This window comes from Sphingobacterium sp. UBA865, from assembly GCF_002295765.1.
GTDB lineage: Bacteria > Bacteroidota > Bacteroidia > Sphingobacteriales > Sphingobacteriaceae > Sphingobacterium > Sphingobacterium multivorum.
In genome coordinates this window covers 127434-147595 of sequence record NZ_DBGB01000019.1, presented here as the reverse complement: position 1 = coordinate 147595, position 20162 = coordinate 127434, and the positions used below count along the sequence as shown (strand labels likewise).

Annotated in this window: 19 protein-coding genes; 12 read left to right on the top strand and 7 right to left on the bottom strand. The window is 38.4% G+C overall.

Annotated elements, in window-relative coordinates:
• Window positions 1–124 precede the first annotated feature (124 nt).
• Both B2O97_RS10350 and B2O97_RS10345 read left to right on the top strand, forming a co-directional pair.
• Window positions 125–2263: a S46 family peptidase gene (locus tag B2O97_RS10350; protein ID WP_046674056.1), complete on the top strand. Its 2139-nt coding sequence runs from the start codon at window positions 125–127 to the stop codon at window positions 2261–2263.
• Window positions 2264–2381: 118 nt separating this feature from the next.
• On the top strand, window positions 2382–2561 hold the full coding sequence (locus tag B2O97_RS10345) for a histone H1 (protein ID WP_070562307.1): 180 nt from the start codon (window positions 2382–2384) through the stop codon (window positions 2559–2561).
• 61 nt (window positions 2562–2622) lie between these two features.
• Here B2O97_RS10345 and B2O97_RS10340 read toward each other — a convergent pair whose 3' ends face one another.
• The 7 genes from B2O97_RS10340 to B2O97_RS10310 all read right to left on the bottom strand — a co-directional run bounded on the left by B2O97_RS10340 (window position 2623) and on the right by B2O97_RS10310 (window position 11325).
• Window positions 2623–3414 carry a GLPGLI family protein gene (locus B2O97_RS10340; protein ID WP_070562305.1) on the bottom strand — a complete coding sequence of 264 codons (792 nt, stop codon included), beginning with the start codon at window positions 3412–3414 and terminating at the stop codon, window positions 2623–2625.
• A 1-nt stretch (window position 3415) separates the two neighbouring features.
• A complete protein-coding gene (locus tag B2O97_RS10335) occupies window positions 3416–6133 on the bottom strand; it encodes an outer membrane beta-barrel protein (RefSeq protein ID WP_286767359.1) in 2718 nt (905 codons plus the stop codon).
• Between the two features lie 253 nt (window positions 6134–6386).
• Complete coding sequence (locus B2O97_RS10330; protein ID WP_286767358.1) at window positions 6387–7175, bottom strand: GLPGLI family protein; 789 nt, start codon at window positions 7173–7175, stop codon at window positions 6387–6389.
• A gap of 18 nt (window positions 7176–7193) precedes the next feature.
• Complete coding sequence (locus B2O97_RS10325; RefSeq protein ID WP_286767357.1) at window positions 7194–9917, bottom strand: outer membrane beta-barrel protein; 2724 nt, start codon at window positions 9915–9917, stop codon at window positions 7194–7196.
• Between the two features lie 188 nt (window positions 9918–10105).
• Window positions 10106–10459, bottom strand: a complete 354-nt coding sequence (locus B2O97_RS10320; RefSeq protein WP_070562294.1) for a hypothetical protein — start codon at window positions 10457–10459, stop codon at window positions 10106–10108.
• On the bottom strand, window positions 10452–11003 hold the full coding sequence (locus B2O97_RS10315) for an RNA polymerase sigma factor (protein WP_070562291.1): 552 nt from the start codon (window positions 11001–11003) through the stop codon (window positions 10452–10454). Before B2O97_RS10315 ends, B2O97_RS10320 begins: the two co-directional genes overlap by 8 nt.
• A gap of 7 nt (window positions 11004–11010) precedes the next feature.
• Window positions 11011–11325, bottom strand: a complete 315-nt coding sequence (locus tag B2O97_RS10310; protein ID WP_139144912.1) for a hypothetical protein — start codon at window positions 11323–11325, stop codon at window positions 11011–11013.
• Window positions 11326–11432: 107 nt separating this feature from the next.
• Between B2O97_RS10310 and B2O97_RS10305 the strand changes: the two genes are divergently transcribed.
• From B2O97_RS10305 to trpD, 10 genes are all read left to right on the top strand, one after another.
• The gene (locus tag B2O97_RS10305; RefSeq protein ID WP_112373775.1) at window positions 11433–12803 is read left to right on the top strand and encodes a dipeptidase; all 1371 of its coding nucleotides are present in this window, start codon (window positions 11433–11435) and stop codon (window positions 12801–12803) included.
• A 61-nt stretch (window positions 12804–12864) separates the two neighbouring features.
• A complete protein-coding gene (locus tag B2O97_RS10300) occupies window positions 12865–13767 on the top strand; it encodes a LysR family transcriptional regulator (RefSeq protein WP_286767356.1) in 903 nt (300 codons plus the stop codon).
• Window positions 13768–13847: 80 nt separating this feature from the next.
• Entirely contained in the window at window positions 13848–14828 is a 981-nt protein-coding gene (locus B2O97_RS10295) for a c-type cytochrome (protein WP_070562279.1), read from the top strand.
• A gap of 31 nt (window positions 14829–14859) precedes the next feature.
• The gene (locus B2O97_RS10290) at window positions 14860–15330 is read left to right on the top strand and encodes a DsrE family protein (RefSeq protein ID WP_070562276.1); all 471 of its coding nucleotides are present in this window, start codon (window positions 14860–14862) and stop codon (window positions 15328–15330) included.
• Window positions 15331–15334: 4 nt separating this feature from the next.
• A complete protein-coding gene (locus B2O97_RS10285; RefSeq protein WP_286767355.1) occupies window positions 15335–16249 on the top strand; it encodes a substrate-binding domain-containing protein in 915 nt (304 codons plus the stop codon).
• Window positions 16250–16315: 66 nt separating this feature from the next.
• Window positions 16316–17107 carry a lysophospholipid acyltransferase family protein gene (locus B2O97_RS10280; protein WP_286767354.1) on the top strand — a complete coding sequence of 264 codons (792 nt, stop codon included), beginning with the start codon at window positions 16316–16318 and terminating at the stop codon, window positions 17105–17107.
• Window positions 17089–17847, top strand: coding sequence for an ABC transporter ATP-binding protein (locus B2O97_RS10275; protein WP_070562268.1), 759 nt, complete (start codon window positions 17089–17091; stop codon window positions 17845–17847). The genes B2O97_RS10280 and B2O97_RS10275 overlap by 19 nt, the downstream gene beginning before the upstream one ends.
• A 122-nt stretch (window positions 17848–17969) precedes the next feature.
• Window positions 17970–18191 (top strand): DUF2795 domain-containing protein, encoded by a 222-nt coding sequence (locus tag B2O97_RS10270; RefSeq protein ID WP_028072584.1) that lies wholly within the window; start codon window positions 17970–17972, stop codon window positions 18189–18191.
• A gap of 151 nt (window positions 18192–18342) precedes the next feature.
• Window positions 18343–18810: a hypothetical protein gene (locus tag B2O97_RS10265; RefSeq protein WP_139144911.1), complete on the top strand. Its 468-nt coding sequence runs from the start codon at window positions 18343–18345 to the stop codon at window positions 18808–18810.
• Between the two features lie 361 nt (window positions 18811–19171).
• Entirely contained in the window at window positions 19172–20161 is a 990-nt protein-coding gene (trpD, locus tag B2O97_RS10260) for an anthranilate phosphoribosyltransferase (protein WP_070562080.1), read from the top strand.
• Window position 20162 lies beyond the last annotated feature (1 nt).

Below are 20162 nucleotides of genomic sequence, written 5' to 3'. Positions count from 1 at the left end.
GTACACATTTACTTTCAATTGACATAAAAATTGGTAAAAAGCATATTATAAAGTCTAATATTTTGGTTTTTAAGAGAATTAAAGCATTTTTGTACTGTATAAACAAACTTTTTATCAGGTTGATATGAAAAAATTATGGATGTGTTTGTTGTTCATCACAACAAGCTTTGCTGCATTTGCCGATGAGGGAATGTGGTTTTTAATGTATCTAAAGCGTCTGAATGAGTCAGATATGCAGAAAAAAGGACTTCGCTTAAGTGCCGAAGAAATCTACAGCATTAACCACTCGAGCTTAAAGGATGCAATCGTACAATTCAATGGTGGCTGTACCGCTGAGATCGTTTCTGATCAAGGATTGGTATTCACCAACCATCACTGTGGATATGGTGCTATTGCAGAACTTTCTACACCAGAAAATGATCATTTAACAAATGGTTTTTGGGCCAAATCCAAAAATGAAGAGTTAAAACCTAAGTCTCTATCGGTTCGCTTTTTTGTGCGTATGGATGATGTTTCAAAACGAATCTTAGGTTTGGTCAACAACAAAATGTCTGAAGATGAACGTAAAAAGATCATTGCTGCTGAGACTGCTAAAATCCAAAAGGAAAATAGCGAAAATGGCAAGTATGTGGTTGAAGTAAAATCGTTCTATCAAGGCAATGAGTACTATTACTTTGTATACCAAGACTACAATGACGTTCGGTTGGTGGGCACGCCTCCAAATAGCATCGGTAAATTTGGTGGTGATACCGATAACTGGGAATGGCCCCGTCATACCGGAGATTTCTCGATTTTCCGAGTATATGCTGATAAAAATGGGAATCCCGCAGAGTATGCACAAGATAATGTTCCTTTGAAACCAAAACATTTCCTACCTGTCAGCTTAAAAGGTGTTCAAGAAGGAGATTTTGCAATGATCTTAGGATATCCAGGTCGCACCAATCGTTGGATGCCTTCTGGTGGCATCAACCAAAATGTTAAATTCGCTTATCCAGCTTGGGTAGAAGCTTCTAAAACAGGTATGGATGCCATGAAAAAATTCATGGACCAAGACCAGGCAGTCAAATTGAACTACGCTTCGAAATACTCTCAAGTAGCGAATTACTGGAAAAACCGTCAAGGAATGATTGACGCTTTGACATTACATAAAACGGCGGAAGCGAAAGCAAAAGACGAAGCTAAATTTGACAAATGGGCAAATAAAGCTGCTAACAAAGCGGAGTACGGTGATGTCATCAAAACAATCAACGAATTTTATGCTTCGACAAACGAGAAAGCTAGACATGACAATTATTTAATGGGCATGCTGCGTTCTAGCGCAATGGCAGCGTTACCGTATACAATCGGATCCGGTTTAGAAGTTTATGCTGCTGGAGATGAAGCCAGAAGAAATGCTATTCTTCCTCGTTTAAAGTCGGCCATCGATGCAGGTTATGAAAAAATGTATATGCCGCTTGAAGAGCAGGTATTGATTGACGAATTGAATCTTTACGCTAAAAAAGCAGGAAATATTGCACCATATATTGCAGAATTGGCAGCTAAAAACAATGGTGACTTTACGGCGTATGTCAAAGAATCTGTGAAGAACAGCATCTTCGCTTCAGCGGAACGTTTGAACAATTATCTGGCTACCCCTAACGCTGAAATCTTAGCCAATGATCCATTGTATAAACTTTCTTCGGCCCTACTTAACAGATACCGTCAAGTAGATCCTAGCTGGAAAGCACAAGACGACAAATTTGAAGGTGCTTATCGCAAATATGTTGCTGGTGTATTGGCTTCTAATCCAAAAGGTAAATTCTATCCGGATGCGAACAGTACTTTACGTTTAACTTACGGCTCGATCAAAGGCTTACCACAAGACCCGCGTAACGATGCTGACAAGAACTTTTACACGACGTTAAAAGGTACTATTGCAAAATACAAAAAGGGCGACGAGGAGTTTGATTTGCCACAGCGTTTGATGGATCTGTACAATAATAAGGACTATGGTCGCTATGCGGACAAAAAAGGACATTTACCAGTAAACTTCCTAAGTGACAATGACATAACAGGCGGAAACTCAGGTTCACCAGTGATAAATGGCAACGGTGAATTAATTGGCCTAGCTTTTGATGGTAACATTGAAGCAATGGCTGGTGATGTGATCTTCGACCATAAGCTACAACGTACAATTTCAGTTGATATCCGTTATGTATTATTTATCATCGATAAATTTGCAGGTGCAACTAACATTATTGACGAACTTAAGATTGTTGAATAGTTTTTTTTAAGCTTTTTCGATAAAAAAAAACGAAATTTATTTTCTATTTGATTCGTTTTTGTATATTTAAGGAGTATTTAGGAAAAACCATAAAAACTAAAATTATAATTATAAAAAAATGGAAAACTACGTAAAATTAAAAGAGTTAGTAGCTTCTATCGAAGCTGATGCAGACAAGTTCTTCAACAATGGTAATTCTGCAGCTGGTACACGTGTACGTAAAGGATTACAAGAAATCAAAACCTTAGCACAAGAACTTCGTAACGAAGTTACTGCTAAGAAAAACGACGGAAAATAGTTTTTTTTCGAAGTTAGACATAAAAAAGGCCTTTCAAATGAAAGGCCTTTTTTGTTGGCTGCTACAGAAATGTACAGGCCATCACCAAATTATAAATCTTAATACCCAGGTAATCACCGAAAGAGGACTTCAGTTTATCATAAACCTGCTGCCTGGTCAAGGGTTTATCTTTCTTCTTTAACAATGTTGCCGATGAAGGATTTACAGCGCCCAATTCCACCTTCGTCGCAAACATATTGTAATGTAGTTCCGGAACGGCCAAACCAAGGATCATTCCCGGTAGTCCATTAAAGGCCGAAGGACCTCCCGAAACAGGAATTTGATCCGTATAAAAAGCAACGGCATAGATGGAATCCAATACAAGTCCATTGGCCCTGCGGCAGGGATAACCTGCAATTTCACGGTACTCATTCGTAATTTTCCACTTGATCTTCAATGTCGAATCCGCCACGACAACCCTTTCCCCACCTAACTCAAAGACAGAATTAAAGGCTTTACTTTTCAGATTCTGATAGCCACTTATCCCCGACTCAAAAATTCCAGAGCGCATCAAGCCACTAACAACGTCCGAATACTCTTCAGCAATATGCTCATAGAGCACCTCATCATTGGAGAAGGTCAGTTTCTTTTTCAACACCTGATTTTCGGGAATCTGCCCCATCATTTCTTTGATGGAGTTTCGTGTATCCTCGTCTTTTGCATAAGTTGCATAGCGTTTGAGGAGGTTTTTAAGAAACACAGTCTTGTCATACGTAATTGTTCCTTGTGTAGGAAAATAAGCATATTGTCCAACAGCTGTAGCTCCCCAGAAAAAGAACAGCAATAGGACGAGTAAATTTTTGATATCTTTCATTTTATTTCGATTTTACGAGCATTTTATTTATTTCCCAAGTGAGCTTAACCATATAATATCTACTGATTGTATTGTATCGGCGTTCCGTCAGTAGTGTTCCATTTTGACTTCTGTCAAAACCCACATTCTGTTTGAAGAGGTCATTAACCATAAAGGTCAATTCGAGCTTTTCATCTTTTCGGAATTTTTTTGACAATGCAGGGCTCAGCACAAATCGTTCAAATTTTTTACTGTACACCGCCGTGGGTGCCTGATACGTATAGCTAAAATCTGCCCGCACAATAAATTTAGCCGGAAGAAAATACTTTAGGTTTCCTTCAGATGAAAACGTAAATCCCTTACTATCTTCCATTGCACCGATGGAATTGTCTTGTATAAGATATCCTGGAGACAATTCAATACCAAAGTCCAAGCCTTTGGTGGTCGATCGCTGTAGACTATAATTGATCGCATAACGCTGCACTTTGGCATTCGCCAAAACAGTATTGACATAGTTATAATTGTTGCTGAAAGATACCGATGGACCGCCACCATGTCTCAATTGAATTTTTTTCCATAATTTGCCGTAATACATTGGCCTGATGCTAATTTGATTATTGCTGTTATGATTCAAATTTCCCCAGACAAATGTCGTCTTGCCCAATGAATCAATCGTTGTATTTTGCACCAAAGCATTGTTGGTACGTGATGCACTCAAAAATATACCTATAAACTTATCTTCCAACACGGAATACGTTCTAAAGCTTAGATTCAAATTATTGGTGTAGGAGGGTTTCAAATTTTCATTACCTAGATATTCATTCAAAGGGTCCAAATTCGACCGGAGTGGCTGGATCTGATTCAAAGAAGGCAAACCATTGGTACCCTGATATTCCAGATTGATCGATTTATTTTTTTGTATTTCATAATTAACATTAGCCACCGGATTATAGACAAAAAAAGATCGTGAGAGTCTCGAATTTTCCATCCGGTTTAACTGTGACAGATTACTGTTTTCGAACTTATTCGAGACATTGATCACTAGCTTTTCCAGGGGTTTATAATTAATTGCGAAATTATAGGTGTTTTTTATCGTTTTATATAAGAAATCATTGCTATACAAACTATCTAGCCTATCAAAAGTACCGGTATGCTGATTTTTATCGAAAGATCTAACTGCGTTGTTATTTCTGTTGAGATTCAATCCATATTCAAAAGAAAGGATCATCTTTTTTGAAATCGGTTCGGAATAAGCGAATTCACCGCCCGTGGAAAAAGAGCTGTTTTTCACAAATTTCTTCTGGTCGAGAGTCGAATCTCTTTCAGCATTCCCTTCTTTGTAAAATTTGAGTTTAGAAAACAAATCTTGCTCACCATCCTGTTTATTACCTGATGTAAAATAGTTGAATGATAACGAACGGCCTTTCTTTTTAAAACGTCTTACATAGAGTGCTGAGGCATTATACTGTTCTGACTTAGAATCGTTCGTAAACTTCCGCATGTTATCGTTGATCTTTTGATCAAATTGATTTACAGTAGTTGATTGTGTCTCTGAAGAACTATTATCATGTCTTTTGTTTGCACCTGCCCAGACCGTTAAATCCGACATGGAATCGACCTTAAATTCATATTTCAAACCAATATTATGCTTTCTGTTCTCATTTGACGCCAATGTGCTGCTATTGCTAGTCAATATCGTGTCGCGTGCCGCATTGCGCGTAAACACACTGCGATCCAGATCAACATCAGATCGGATATGCTTATAGTCGATCCGCCAAGCATGTTTTTTGTTAGCGGTTTTATCCGAATATAAAAATCCTGTATTCAAGGATTTGGGAATACCTTCGCCATTAAAATTATCACCGCCATCGTAATCTCCCCCCATACTATTCACTTCATCATAGCTGAGACCGGTCTTCCCGGTATTGCTTGCAATCAAATAAGCCGAAGCTTTAAACGATTGATTAAAATAGTTCAAAAAGCCCTGTCCAGCGTAGAATTTATCGCTACCTCCACCGACATCAACTTTTCCGAATATTCCGCGTCTAGCTTCCTCTTTTAGTTTCACGTTGATTGTCTGTGTACGTTCACCGTCATCAATTCCTGTTTTCTCAGCCTTATCAGACTTCTTTTCATAAACCTGAATTTTATCAACCATATCAGAACGAATATTCCGGCTTACTAAAATGGGATCGTCACCAAAGAACTCTTCCCCGTCAACAAGCATTTTCTTCACTGTTTTTCCTTGGGCAGTAATTTTTCCAGAGGCATCGACGGTAATCCCAGGTAAGACTTTCAACAAATCTTCAACTTTGGCGTTCTTTTCCACTTTAAAACTTCCAGCATCATATTCCGTTGTGTCCCCCTTGATACTAATGGGCACCCGTCCCATTACAATGACTTCCTCCAGCAAGGTTGCGCTGCTGGTCATTCCAATAGATAGGTTATTGTAATGCTGCCCTGGCAAGATCTCCGCGTAATATTCACCATACTTCGGATAGGTTACAATGATAAAATATTGTCCCGTATCTGGTCGCTCAAGAGAGAACTTACCTTGTTCATCTGAACGGGTAAAATTGGTCAAAATAGAATCTTTGGCAGTTAACAACATAATTGTTGCATTATGCAGCTTAAGCTGATCCTTTACATCACTGATTTTTCCTTCAATTCGCGATTGAGCATGAACTATTCCGCAGAAACAGAATAAAAGAAGTAAAAGTAGTTGCCCCACTCTTTTCATAATATGGTTTTGGATAGTATATAATTATATAAATAATAAAATTCGTGCACAAAACTAATATTTTGTTTCAGTTAATTTCAGTTTATCCCAAAAAAAATACAATCAATAAAAAGGTATTAAAAAATAAAACAAACAATTGACTAACAATGCAATACAAACTAAAAATCATAAAAAAAGCTCTTCTTTTGAAGAGCTTTTTTATCTAAACAGTTAGAAATATGCAACATATTGTATAAACAGCATGCTGTGATCTTTATAAATTGCCAAGTTCCATAATAAATTGAACAGTTTCTTTATTCATGTGTTGAGACAGCACACTTGTAATCTGATCTGTCATGGCCTTTCTTGACATTCGTTTGACTTTGGTATTCTCGAATTTCTTTTTGTCCATCACTACGGTGTTGCTGAGTTCAACTTTTGTTGCAAAATAGGAAACGTGCTGACTAGGTACAACCAAGCCTAAAATCATTCCGGGGAGACCATTGATGGACTCTGGGCCACCACTGATCGGAATTTCATTGCAGTAATATCCAATGACATAAATGGAATCCGGTGTAATACCATTGGCTCTCCTGCAATTGTACCCAGCGATCTCACGGTATTCATCGGTGATTTTCCATTTGATACGCTTCATGGAATCCTGAACAATAATTTTTTCACCTACAATATCATTGTATCTCAAAAAAGATCGGTTGGACATATTTGAAAGTGTGGATGCATCAAAGTCTAGCGCAAGCATCATAATATACTGCTTAATCTCCGCATCCAGGCTCTCGTCTTTTACCGACTCAAACAAAGTCTCCGTGGTATTAAATTTCATAGACTTCTTTAACACGGCACTTTCTGGTAATCTCGGTATTATACGCTCAAAAAATTGTTTTGAGTTATCATCGGCTTTAGCGATGAATTTTTTACTTACGATATTCTTCATATACATCGTCTTATCGTAGGAAATAGTTCCCGATCGACCAAACAACGTATACTGTGCTTTAAGACCAAAGGCTGAACAACAGAAGAAGAGAAAAAAGATATATTTTAACATTGTATTTCGCTTAATATTTTATAAAAACATTTTTGTAAAATCCCATGATAGTTTAAGCATATAATATCTGCGTATCGTATCATATCGACGTTGCATAAAGACAGAAGTCGATGCCGAACGACTAAAGCCCTTGTTTTGGTTAAGAACATCATTGATCATAAAATCCAACACCAACGATTCATTTTTCAAGAATTTCTTGCTTACGCCCGGATGCAACAAAAACTGCTCAAACTTCTCATCAAAAGCTTTGGTCGCTGCCTCGTAGGAGTAGGTATAATTCGTGTAAACCTTAAATGTTTTGTTGAAGAAGTACTCCACACTTCCGTTGGAAGCGAATACGAAACCATTGCTATTGGTATTGCGTTCCAAACTTGATTTCATCAAACGATATTGTGGACTAAAGTTCAGGTCAAAATTTAAACCTGTCTTGGTATCTCTTTTAAAATTATACGTAAAATTAAAGTTCGTCGTATTTACTTTATTCAATTGGTGATTGAACATATTATAATTATCACTCATATTCACATAAAACTGTGGCGAGTTGGACAGGCCAAGTTTTTTGCTCAATTTGAAATAAACTCCAGACCATACGTTCAGGGAAGTATTGGTCTTACCCTCAACGTTATTCCAAGTATATGTATTGATCCCGTTCAATGTATCAATATTTTGTGTTATCGGGTTTCTTTCGGTAGAAATATTACCGCCGACATACACGTAATTCCCGGTCAACACACGGAACGAATTATAGTTCAGATTTAATGAGTTTCTAAACGATGGTCTTAAATTTTCATTTCCCAAATAGCGATTAATCTGGTCTGAGTTGTCTAATATCGGTTGGATCTGGCTCAAAGAAGGCAATTGATTTTTACCGGTATAATTCATCCATAACCCCTTAGTTTTTGTAAAGGAATAGCCTGCACTTACATTTGGATTGTAAGTAAAGTAACTTCTTGTAATCCCCTCGCTTGTATAGTTATTGAACTGTTTCAATTTGTCATTATTGAAATTATTAGCCACAGTGAACTTAAATTTTTCAGTTGTATGGACTATAGCCAATTTGTACCTATTGCTGCTTCTATCAAAATCATAGTTATTACTGAAACGACGATCCAATTGCGTGTAATTTCCCTCTCCATCCTTATTGAAAGACTCCACGATGGAACTACTATTACTTTGCTCAATTCCAGTTCCCACAACAAGGTTCCAAATTTTGGACAAAGGTTCGGTATAGGAAATTGAAGCGCTTAGCACATCACTTGTATTGTTACGTACCTTACTTTGATCTGTAGTTGAATCTGTTTTTAAGCTATAATTTCTCAGGTCAGAATTTAAATGCCCAGTACCTTTCATTTCATTTCTTTTCCATTGACCATCAAATGTAAAAGAACGTCCCTTTTTCTTGAATTTATGGGTAAAATAGGTATTCAAGTTGAACTCGTTGATATTATTTTTCACCAATTCCCTTGTATTCTCGGCAATGGTTGTGTCTGCGTTTTGGCCAAACTGATAAGCTTCACGTTTGTTATCTGACCAAAGATTCTTTCTTGATGCTCCACCTCGTATGGTTAGGAGATTTAACGAATCTAATTTCAGGTCATATTTCAGATTCGCACGATGCTGGTCATTTTCGGAATCTATATTCTTCACCGATTTGTTATTGATCAAACCTGTTGTAATCGTCTCATCATTTCCATCACTGCTCAATCTTCCGTATTTATAGTTAATGTTGACTGTATGTTTATCTTTATCAAATTTATCCGAGAAGTTAACGCCCGAATTTATGGCTTTAGGTACACCAATAACTCCTTGTCCAGAAAAAGGATCCGTAAAATTAGACCAGCTCATCGATCCGTCATCACCATAGGATACACCTGAATCACCACCATACTTTTGGGCATCCTGCCAGTTCATGCTCGTGGTACCATTATTACCGAAAAGCCCATAAACTGATATTTTTTGCGAACCCTTAAACTTGTTCAACATCAATTGCCCCATATAGTAGTCGTCGGTTCCACCACCAAGAAGCGCTTTTCCGAACATGCCATTTTTAGAGCCTTCTTTTAGCTTTACATTGATAGTTTGCTCACGCTGACCATCATCCACTCCTGTTCGCTCTGCCTGCTCGGATTTTTTCTCGTAAACCTGAACTTTATCCACCATATCCGATCGGATGTTGCGCGTTACCAGCGTTGGATCATCGCCAAAAAATTCCTCGCCGTCTACCAATACTTTTTTGACTGTTTTACCTTGTGCAGTAATCTTTCCAGATGCATCAACCGTGATGCCGGGCAAAGCTTTCAACAGGTCTTCAACTTTGGCATTCTTCTCAACTTTAAAACTGCCGGCGTCATATTCAGTGGTATCACCTTTAATGGTGATTGGGATACGGCCCGTAACGATGACTTCTTGTAATAATGTAGCTGTGTTTGTTAGACCAATAGCCAATTTGGAATAATCCACACCGGATTGGATCTCCGTATAAAAATCACCATACTTAGGGTAACTCACAATAAGCACATAAGATCCTGTATCGGGCTTGGCTAAGGAAAATAGACCATTTTCATCAGACCGGGTAAAGCCTGTTAATATAGAATCTTTAGCAGTCAATAGCATAACTGTTGCGTCTGATAACTTTAGTTGGTCCTTTACATCACTTATTTTTCCAGCAATCTTGGATTGACCCAAAGCCAGACCAGGAATAGCAAAAATGAAAAATAAGAGCATTTGTAAAACTCTTTTCATAAAATTGTTGGATAGTAAATTAATATCAATATAACATTAGTAGATAAAACCAATGTTTTGTTACAGTAAATTTAATTTTATTTCTAAAAAAACTAATTTTGGCCCACGCCCCCACTATTTGAACGAAATAGGAAGTCCTTTGTACAAAAACTCAGGTCCTATACCTTTACTCAAAAAAAGATTTTTTGCTAGACTTGATAATGTTTTTTCTGTTGCATATTGATCAACCGCCACAACTGCAGACAAAAGAAGCATATCAATAGGGCAAAAGATATTTGACAAGCTATCGCACTATAATTTTTAAGATCCGTGGTTATATCTGCAACTTCAATTTTGGCCATCAGATAATTATTTAACAGGATTCCGCAAACAGTCCCAAGGAGAAAAAATGTAATCGCATACTTTTTATTTGACAGGGCTTTTTCTTTATCTTTCTCAAGCGCTAAGATGCTGCCCATGATCCGTTGTTCAAAATCGTCGAATGGCATTTCTATTTTGCTCATTTGCATAACCCTTCTGAATTTTTCCTGCTGCTTATCCATAATACTCTGCTTTTTTAATTAACTGACTCAAGATGATCTGCATATTTTTACGGGCCCGGTGTAAGATCACTTTTGTATTTGCCAATGTCCAGCCCATAATTTCCTGAATTTCATCCATAGACTGTTCTTCTAAATAAAATAAACGTAATGCAACAGACTCCCGGGCGGGCAGGATAGTGAGTGCATCGTTGATCATTTCTTTTCTTTCATGCGCGATTATTTCATCCAATACAGAATCCTCATGCGATGTGTCATGGTGGGAAAGATCAAAATTGACCAGGTCCAGTTTCTTATGTCGAACGGCATTAAAAGCCACATGCACCACAATCCGGTAAAACCAGGTACTAAATTTAGATTTCCCTTTAAAGGAAGACAGCGATTGATAGCATTTTATAAATGCATCCTGAACGGCATCTTCTGCCAAATGCTCTTCCTTCACAATAGAAAGAGCGACAGAAAATGCCATATCCTTATACGTTTTTATAAAATAACGATAAGACTCCACATCACCTGACAGAACTTTTCGAATATAGATTTCATCCATTGGCGGGTTAAATATCGCGTTTTTTATCCAATCGGTTAGCAATTATCATCGCAACTCCTGCAGAAATAATCAAAATTGCTACGGCAAGTGAATCTGGCAAGTCTGTATTGATATAGTTATCCAAAATCCCGACAATGAACAGGCCTACTCCGATACCAAGGACCAAAATTCCTGGTTTTTGCCAATCCAAAGACTCCTTTTTCCTACTTTCGCTAGGTAGGTGTACTGTGGCACTTCGATAACGCATAATAAAATAAACACACAAGGTAATACACGTAAATAATCCGACGCCCAAAACGGCTGCTACTGATTGCTTTTCCATAATTATTTGAATTAGTTTTTACATTAGTCACGGCTATTCCCGAAAAGGTTACAACAAATTGAGTTAAATGTGTCGATTTGTGTAAATTTGTTTCAAACACAAACAATATGCAAAACATTAAAGAATATGTAGAAGCAAACAAGCAACGTTTTTTAGATGAGTTGTTTGATTTATTGCGTTTACCATCAGTAAGTGCCGATCCTAAATTTAAAGGAGATGTGGAAAAGACTGCTGACTTTGTTGCTCAGAAATTGCGTGAAGCCGGAGCCGACAATGTAGAAGTCTGTCCTACCGCTGGTAATCCAATCGTTTATGGAGAAAAAATTATCGATCCGGCACTTCCTACAGTGTTGACATATGGTCACTACGATGTACAACCTGCTGATCCTTACGAGCTGTGGGATACCCCTCCTTTCGAACCGACGGTCCGTGATGGCAAAATTTATGCACGTGGTTCTGCCGATGATAAAGGTCAGTTTTATATGCATGTAAAAGCCTTCGAATACATGATTAAAAATGATGCTTTAGCATGTAACATCAAATTTATGATTGAGGGTGAAGAGGAAGTAGGCTCAGTCAATTTGGGCACGTTTGTTAAAGAAAATACAGAGAGACTGAAAGCAGATGTTATCGTTATTTCTGATACCTCGATGATCAGCATGGAGCAACCTTCTTTAGAAACTGGCTTACGCGGCCTTTCTTATGTTGAAGTTGAAGTTACGGGGCCTAATAGAGATTTACACTCCGGCGTATATGGTGGAGCAGTAGCCAATCCGGCGACGATATTAGCAAAACTGATTGCATCATTACATGACGAAAACAATCATATCGCTATCCCTGGATTTTATGATGATGTTGTCGAATTGACTGCCGAAGAACGCAAAGCATTAAATGAAGCACCTTTTGACATTGAAGAATACAAAACAGACCTGGGTATCCAAAATATCTGGGGAGAAAAAGGTTTCACAACATTAGAACGCACCGGTATTCGACCAACCTTGGAGGTAAATGGTATCTGGGGTGGTTATATCGGTGAAGGCGCCAAAACAGTACTTCCATCAAAAGCGAATGCGAAAATCTCCATGCGTCTTGTACCAAACCAAAACTCTCACCGTATTACGGAGCTTTTCAAAAAACATTTTGAATCTATTGCACCAGATTATGTGAAAGTTGAAGTAAAGCCCCATCATGGTGGTGAGCCTGTCGTGACACCGACCGACAGCATTGCTTACAAAGCTGCAGAGAGAGCACTACATGAAACATTTGGTGTTCAACCGATCCCAACTCGGGGTGGCGGATCTATTCCAATCGTTGCTCTTTTTGAGGAAGTATTGGGTTTAAAAACAGTACTTCTAGGCTTCGGTTTGGATAGTGACAACCTGCACTCGCCAAATGAAAAATATGGTATTGAGAATTACCTAATGGGAATTTCAACAATACCTTTATTTCATAAATATTACGCGGAACTAAGCAAATAATTTAGTTTTTCATTAGATAAAGGGTTATTTTTAAATTTTGGAAATAACCCTTTATCGTTTTATGGATTTTGACTTCCGCTTAATTGTATTTTACACTGCTGCTCAGCACCTTAACTTCACCAAAACGGCCGCTGCCCTTTTTATCTCGCAACCAGCAGTAAGCAAAAACATCCAAGAACTAGAAAAGAAACTTGGCGTACCACTCTTCGAAAGAAAGGGTAACAATCTTAATTTAACCGATTCAGGTCAAATTCTCTATAAATATGCCCAACAGATTATCAATCTATACAATCAGGCGGGCCAAGAAATACAGGAATTGCAAGAAGGACGAAAAGGAAATCTGGTGTTGGGAGCCAGCACAACCATCTCCCAATATGTTTTACCCGCTCTACTTGCTGATTTTCTATCCCAATACCCCAACAACCGTATTCAGTCTTTTCAATCCAATAGCCGCAGTATTGAGGAACAGCTTATTGATAAAACATTGGATTTAGGTATCACGGAGGGGTCTACCGACAACCGGGCCCTGAAATACATTCCTTTTATGAAGGATGAACTGGTTCTTGTCACAAATAGCCAAAACCCACTATTAGATCAATTAAAAAATCCAGTATTATCCGATATCACACGCTTACCTTTGGTACTACGCGAGCAGGGCTCGGGTACACGAACAATTATTGAGAACGCACTAAAAGATAACCGCATCAATCTATCCGAAGTACAGATAGAAATGATCTTACCTTCAACAGAGAGTATCAAAGGCTACCTTGCCCGTCGCAATAGCTTTGCTTTTTTGTCAATTCATACGGTGCAAAAAGAAGTGTTAAATAATTTATTGACCATTGTCGATATTCCACCACTGACAATAGAACGTTACTTCTATTTTACCCATTTATATGGAGGACTTGCCGGTACGCCCAACCAGTTTCTGCAATTCTGTCTACGGCAAAACTTCAAGTTATAACCAAATGTTATGTCTCATAAACAAACTTCGTTTTAATTCCAGGTTGGAGCCGCATAGATTTGTACAAATGAATTAGCGGAATGGATTATAAAAAACTTACAAATTACTTAAAGGCACTCAGCTGGATCATCGTCGCATTGGTCATTACTTGTACAACTTTATGTGTGTTTCCACTCAAACATGAGAATCGGAAAAACCGAGCAGATGCTATTGATATACACAACGACTCCCTTATTACGCACGTTTCCCAATTTAAGGAAATCTCCTTCAAAGATAGCCCCGAAGGTGAAATGGCCAGTTATGGTGAAAAGCTAATTAAAAACACATACGATTATTTTTATGATGGTGAAGTCAAGATTGGAAACAAGCTGGCCTGTAGCAGCTGCCATCTTAATGGTGGCACAAAGGCTTTTGCTGCTCCTTACGTCGGGCTCACCAATGTCTTTCCAACCTATATTGGACGAGAAAATAAGATTGAATCACTTGAAGAGCGCATCAATGGTTGTTTTGAGCGGAGTATGAATGGTCGAGCTATTCCCGAAAACAGTAAGGAAATGAGGGCTATTGTCACCTATATCAAGAACATCAGCGTGAATACAGTTAATAAAGGTCGGTTGGCAGGCCAAGGATTTATAAAAATGGATATTCCCAACCGTGCGGCGGACCTGAAACATGGTCAAGTGGTCTTTGAGAACAAATGTGCCAGTTGTCATGGACGAGATGGACAGGGGCTGCCTCAAACAGCTGGCAAAGGATATCAATATCCACCCTTATGGGGTAAAGACAGCTACAATGATGGCGCGGGGATGGCACGATTGCTTACCGCGGCCCGTTTTATCAAAGCGAATATGCCTTTAGGCGCAACTTATGATGCACCTCAGTTGAAAGACGACGAAGCCTATGATGTGGCGGCGTATATCAATTCTTTCGATAGACCTCAAAAAACAGATAAGCAATTGGACTATCCTAATCTAAGCAAAAAGCCCAAAGATAGCCCCTATCCACCTTATGCCGATAACATTAGTATAGAACAACATAAACTCGGACCTTTTAATTTTTAAACATACATATCCCTTTAAATCAATAATAAATATGAAAAAACAATTTACAATCGCTTGTATTTTATTAGCGATAATGACTATTCAAGCGAAAGCACAGGACAATAAATTGTTGCTCGATAACCATCAATACAGCGGTGCCGTTGCGAAGAAAAAAGCGTATAAAGCTATCTATCAACTGGACAGCAATGATCCAAAAACAATTGAAAAAGCAATTCGCAATATTAACAATGTCTTGAAGGACCCGCGATTAAAAGGACGTTTACAAATTGAACTGGTTGCATTTTCTGGCGGTACCGAAGCCTACCTAAAAAAGAACAGCCAATACGAGAAACCCTTGAAAGATCTCGTCGAGAAAGGCGTTATCGTAGCGCAATGCCTGAATACGTTGGAAGAGAAACATATTGCCAAAGAAGAGCTATTTGATTTTATAGGTTATGTTCCTAGCGGAAATGGTGAATTAATCTTACGCGCAAATGAAGGTTGGGTTATCGTTAAACCATAGTATAATGAGAAATTTTCTACTGCTTGGTCTAACAATAGCATTATTGGGTGTCCAGGAAATTAAGGCACAAGAACATCGTTTTGATCCGCCCTGGAATACTCCACCAGAATCGGCGCTAAATTTTACGGTGCCCGGGATAGACAATATTCCAGATTTGTATGGTGATATCGAGAATCCGCAGCTTACCGTTTTTTTCGCTGGCAATCAATTTATGGTCGTCGATGATCTACTCGCATCATTCAAACAAGAATACCCACAATACGAACGTATTTTTGTTGAAACACTGCCACCAGGCATTTTAGCCAAGCAGATTAAAGGCGGTTCAATTACGATAGGCAATCTACGCATTACGCATAAGCCCGATATTTACACGGCGAGTAAACGGGCGATCAACGAAATGGCAGATTATTTTAGCCATACGCAGGTGTATTGCTATAACAATATCTGTTTGATGGTTCCAAAAGGAAATCCCGCTAATATCAGCACATTGAATGATCTAGGGAATGACAAAGTTCGTATCAGCATGCCTAATCCCCAATGGGAAGGAATTGGGGAGCAGATCAAAGCATCCTATAGAAAAGCCGGGGGCGAACAACTCGTCAAAAAAATCATGGAAGATAAGGTCAACGACGGCAGCACTTATCTGACTAAGATCCACCATCGCGAAAGCCCCATGCGTGTATTGTATGGACAGGCTGATGCGGCTCCAGTTTGGGCTTCTGAAGTCGTTTATCAAAAACTAATTGGCCATCCTGTCGAAGGGATTACCATTCCTGATGCGCAAAATACAACCGCAACTTACGTTGCTGCAAAATTGAAAAACGCACCGCATACGCAGGCTGCAGATGACTTTATAAAATTCATGGACTCGCCAACAGCCAAGCGTATTTACAAGAAGTATGGTTTTACAGTAGACTAAAAAAGAAAATGGATAATTAATTATCCATTTTCTTTTTTTACTTTAGGTCAAAATTAGTTGACTTGTATGATCCTATTGCTCAAAAAACTCCATCGGTATTGGTATTTTATCAGCGTTCTACTTGTTTTTCTTCTGTTTTTCCCTTATATCTATTTTTTAGCACGACGTCCCGAAAAAAATTATGCTCGGATTGCCCGTATGCGACGCTGGGTATCAGTTGGTGGTTCGGCCTTAGCTGGTGTATTTTTTAAGGTGAGCTATGAATCAAAAATAGATTGGAACCGTTCCATGGTATTGTGTCCCAATCATACTTCGGTCTTGGATATAACAGCCCTTACCTACTTGTGCCCAGCTCCTTTTTCATTTATTGGAAAAGCTTCCCTGCTTAAAAACCCGGTTACACGCATTTTTTTCAAAACAATAGATATCCCGGTCACAAGAAGAAGTAAAGTATCTTCTTTCAAGGCTTTTCAACGTGCCAATGAACTCGTCCGAAGCGGAAAAAGTGTGGTTATCTTCCCAGAAGGAAAAATCGACGATGGTTTCCCCCCACAGATTCACGCATTTAAATCCGGAGCCTTTCGAATTGCTATTCAGAATGACGTTCCCACAGTACCCATTATTATAGAAAATGCCTGGGATATCTTTTTCGATGACGGCTCGAAAAGAGGGTCTCGGCCGGGAATAGTTAAAATACATGTATTCAAGCCGATAGAGACTAAAGATTTTAACGATGATAATGCATCGGAACTAGAAAAAGTTGTATATGACAAAATGCATTCCTATTGGATTATGAAGAATAAATCGTATTTTCATAACCTAGAGAACCTCCAAAAAATATGTCAGGAAAGATCTTAATCGAAATCAAGGATATTGCCAGAGAGTACCAAATTGGTGCAGAAACAATTCATGCCTTAAGCTCCGTTACACTCAACATCCATAAAGGAGAATTTGTTGCCTTAATGGGGCCTTCAGGATCAGGCAAGTCCACGTTAATGAACATTCTCGGTTGTTTGGATACCCCTAGCCGGGGAGAATATATCCTCAACGGGATTAATGTGAGTGACATGACTGACGATGAACTCGCCGAAGTAAGAAACAAAGAAATTGGTTTTGTCTTTCAAACGTTTAACCTATTACCAAAGAATACAGCACTTGAAAATGTTGCACTTCCCCTAATTTATGCGGGCTATAATAAAGTTAAACGTGAGGAAAAAGCTACTGCAGCATTGGAAAGTGTCGGCTTAGGACATCGTATGGATCATAGGCCGAACGAGCTCTCAGGAGGACAACGACAACGTGTGGCTGTTGCAAGAGCGTTGATCAACGATCCATCCATTATACTTGCCGATGAGCCAACAGGAAACCTTGATACCAAAACGTCTATTGAAATTATGGGTCTACTGGAAGAAATTCACTCCAAGGGCAATACCATTATCCTAGTGACTCATGAAGAGGATATCGCATTACATGCACACCGTATTGTACGCATGCGAGATGGCTTGATCGAAAATGATTATCCAAATCCTGATATTAAATCCGTGTCCCCAAGACTTAATGCGTTAAACGAAAAGGGAAGTGATTTTGAGAATATCTAAAAATATTATAACGTTAAAAATCAACCACTTACATTAAAACCACAAAAATAACACGTGATTTACTTGCTTAAGTTAAATTAAATCATAGTTTTGCGAAAATAGAGAACTTAAATTGTTTTTATATGTATTGGACATTAGAATTAGCTTCGCATCTAGAAGATGCACCATGGCCAGCAACAAAAGATGAATTAATCGATTACGCTATTCGTTCGGGTGCACCTGTTGAGGTGATTGAAAACTTACAATCTCTTGAGGACGATGGTGAGCCATATGAAAATATCGAAGAAATTTGGCCCGACTATCCAACAAAAGACGATTTCTTCTTCAATGAAGATGAATACTAAAAAATAAAAAACGCCTTTTTAATAAAGGCGTTTTTTATTGAAAACATCCCCCTCTTTTCGGAGACACCTCAGTATGGTGTATACCGATTAGCTCCCGAGTTTTTTTATTCCATGGTTTTAATCCATTTAGATGAAGCTAAGTCTTACAGATATGAAGATAAAATTAAAGCTATTGTTGTTCCTATTGATTAGCTGTATGGTCAGCCAAAGCCTATTTTCTCAGGAACAACAAACATCCAATGAATATATTGTTGTTTTAAAAAGGTTTGTCCAACGTTTACATGATCCTAGTCTAGCTACTGATATTATACTAAGTCAAGATCTAATCACATCAAAAAAACTAAACGAAGACCTGCAAGAATACTTATTGGCAAGCATCGATGAAATCAGGATAAATGTACAGAGCAAGAATATCAACCAACTGGAATATCTTAGCTTTGCTCAAGCGGGAAGAAAAGAAACAAGTGATATCGATCTCGAAGGTATTGATCCACAACAAGTCTACTTTGTCAAATACCTCAAGCGTTTTGTATTTGCTGCCGTTATTCGTGATAGAAAAATAGCTTCTTTTACATTAGTCTCTAAAGGTAACAATAAGGCCCATTTTGTATTCTATTAATTTTCATCTTGTTTTCATCGCCCCCATTTTATCAGATACCTGCTCTTATAACCCTTAAATATCACGCTCAGGCTTACATAAATGCGCGCTTATCAGGTTTTATTTTACAGCATATTTGTGAGCAATATTAAGCCAATGATGCTTTCTTAAAAATTTTTCAATAAAAACACTTGCATTTTATAATTCTATCAACCATATTTGTATTAATAAAAACAACAATGATAACAACTGTCTCAAATAAAGCTTGGTGGTGGCACAACGAATAACGTTGTGGCAAATTCCTATTGCATTATTTGATTAATACGTCAAGATATGATGGGCTTGCCTAAATAAGGTAAGCCCTTTTTTTATTTAAATTACCATGAAAGAAATTTTAGCGCATTTATTTGAATACAAGACATTTTCTCGGCAAGAGGCCTACGAGATTCTAACCAACATTGCCATGGGCAAATATGACAGCCACCAAATTGCGGCATTTATGACCGCTTATGGTATGCGCAGCATTCGCGTTGAAGAGCTTGGAGGGTTTAGGGATGCGATGTATGATTTATGTCTCAAACTGGATTTTGATGGTTATGATTTAATTGACCTTTGCGGTACAGGTGGGGATGGTAAAAATACCTTTAATATCTCGACAATAGCATCTTTTATCACAGCTGGGGCTGGTTACCATGTCGCAAAACACGGTAATATCGGGGTATCTTCGAGCTGTGGTTCTTCCAATGTCATGGAATATTTAGGCTATCAATTCAGCAACGATAAGGCTGAACTACAACGCCAGCTTGATGAAGCCAACATCTGTTTTCTCCATGCACCATTGTTTCACCCTGCAATGAAAACTGTTGCCCCGATACGTCGTGCATTGGGTGTTAAGACTTTCTTTAACATGTTAGGGCCATTGACAAATCCTTCCAATCCTAGATTTCAGTCTGTTGGTGTATTTAGTTTAGAATTGGCAAGACTATATGGTTATTTATACCAAAACACCAACAAACAATATTCCATTATTCATGCTTTGGACGGTTATGACGAGATATCCATGACCGGTGATTTTAAGTTAATCAACAACCAAGGGGAAAATTACTACAACATGGAAGAGCTTGGTTTCACCCCAGTCTCAGCCCAGGAGCTGACAGGAGGTGAAACGATAGCGGATGCCGCCCACACATTCTTATCGATATTGAACAATCAGGGTACAGATGTGCAGAACAATGTTGTTTTGACCAATGCCGCATTTGCGATCAAGACCTTTAACCCCGAAAAATCTTTTGGCGACTGTTTTTATGAAGCAGAAGGTTCATTGATGGGAGGTAAAGCTTTACGAAGTTTCCAAAAACTAATCAAAAAATAAA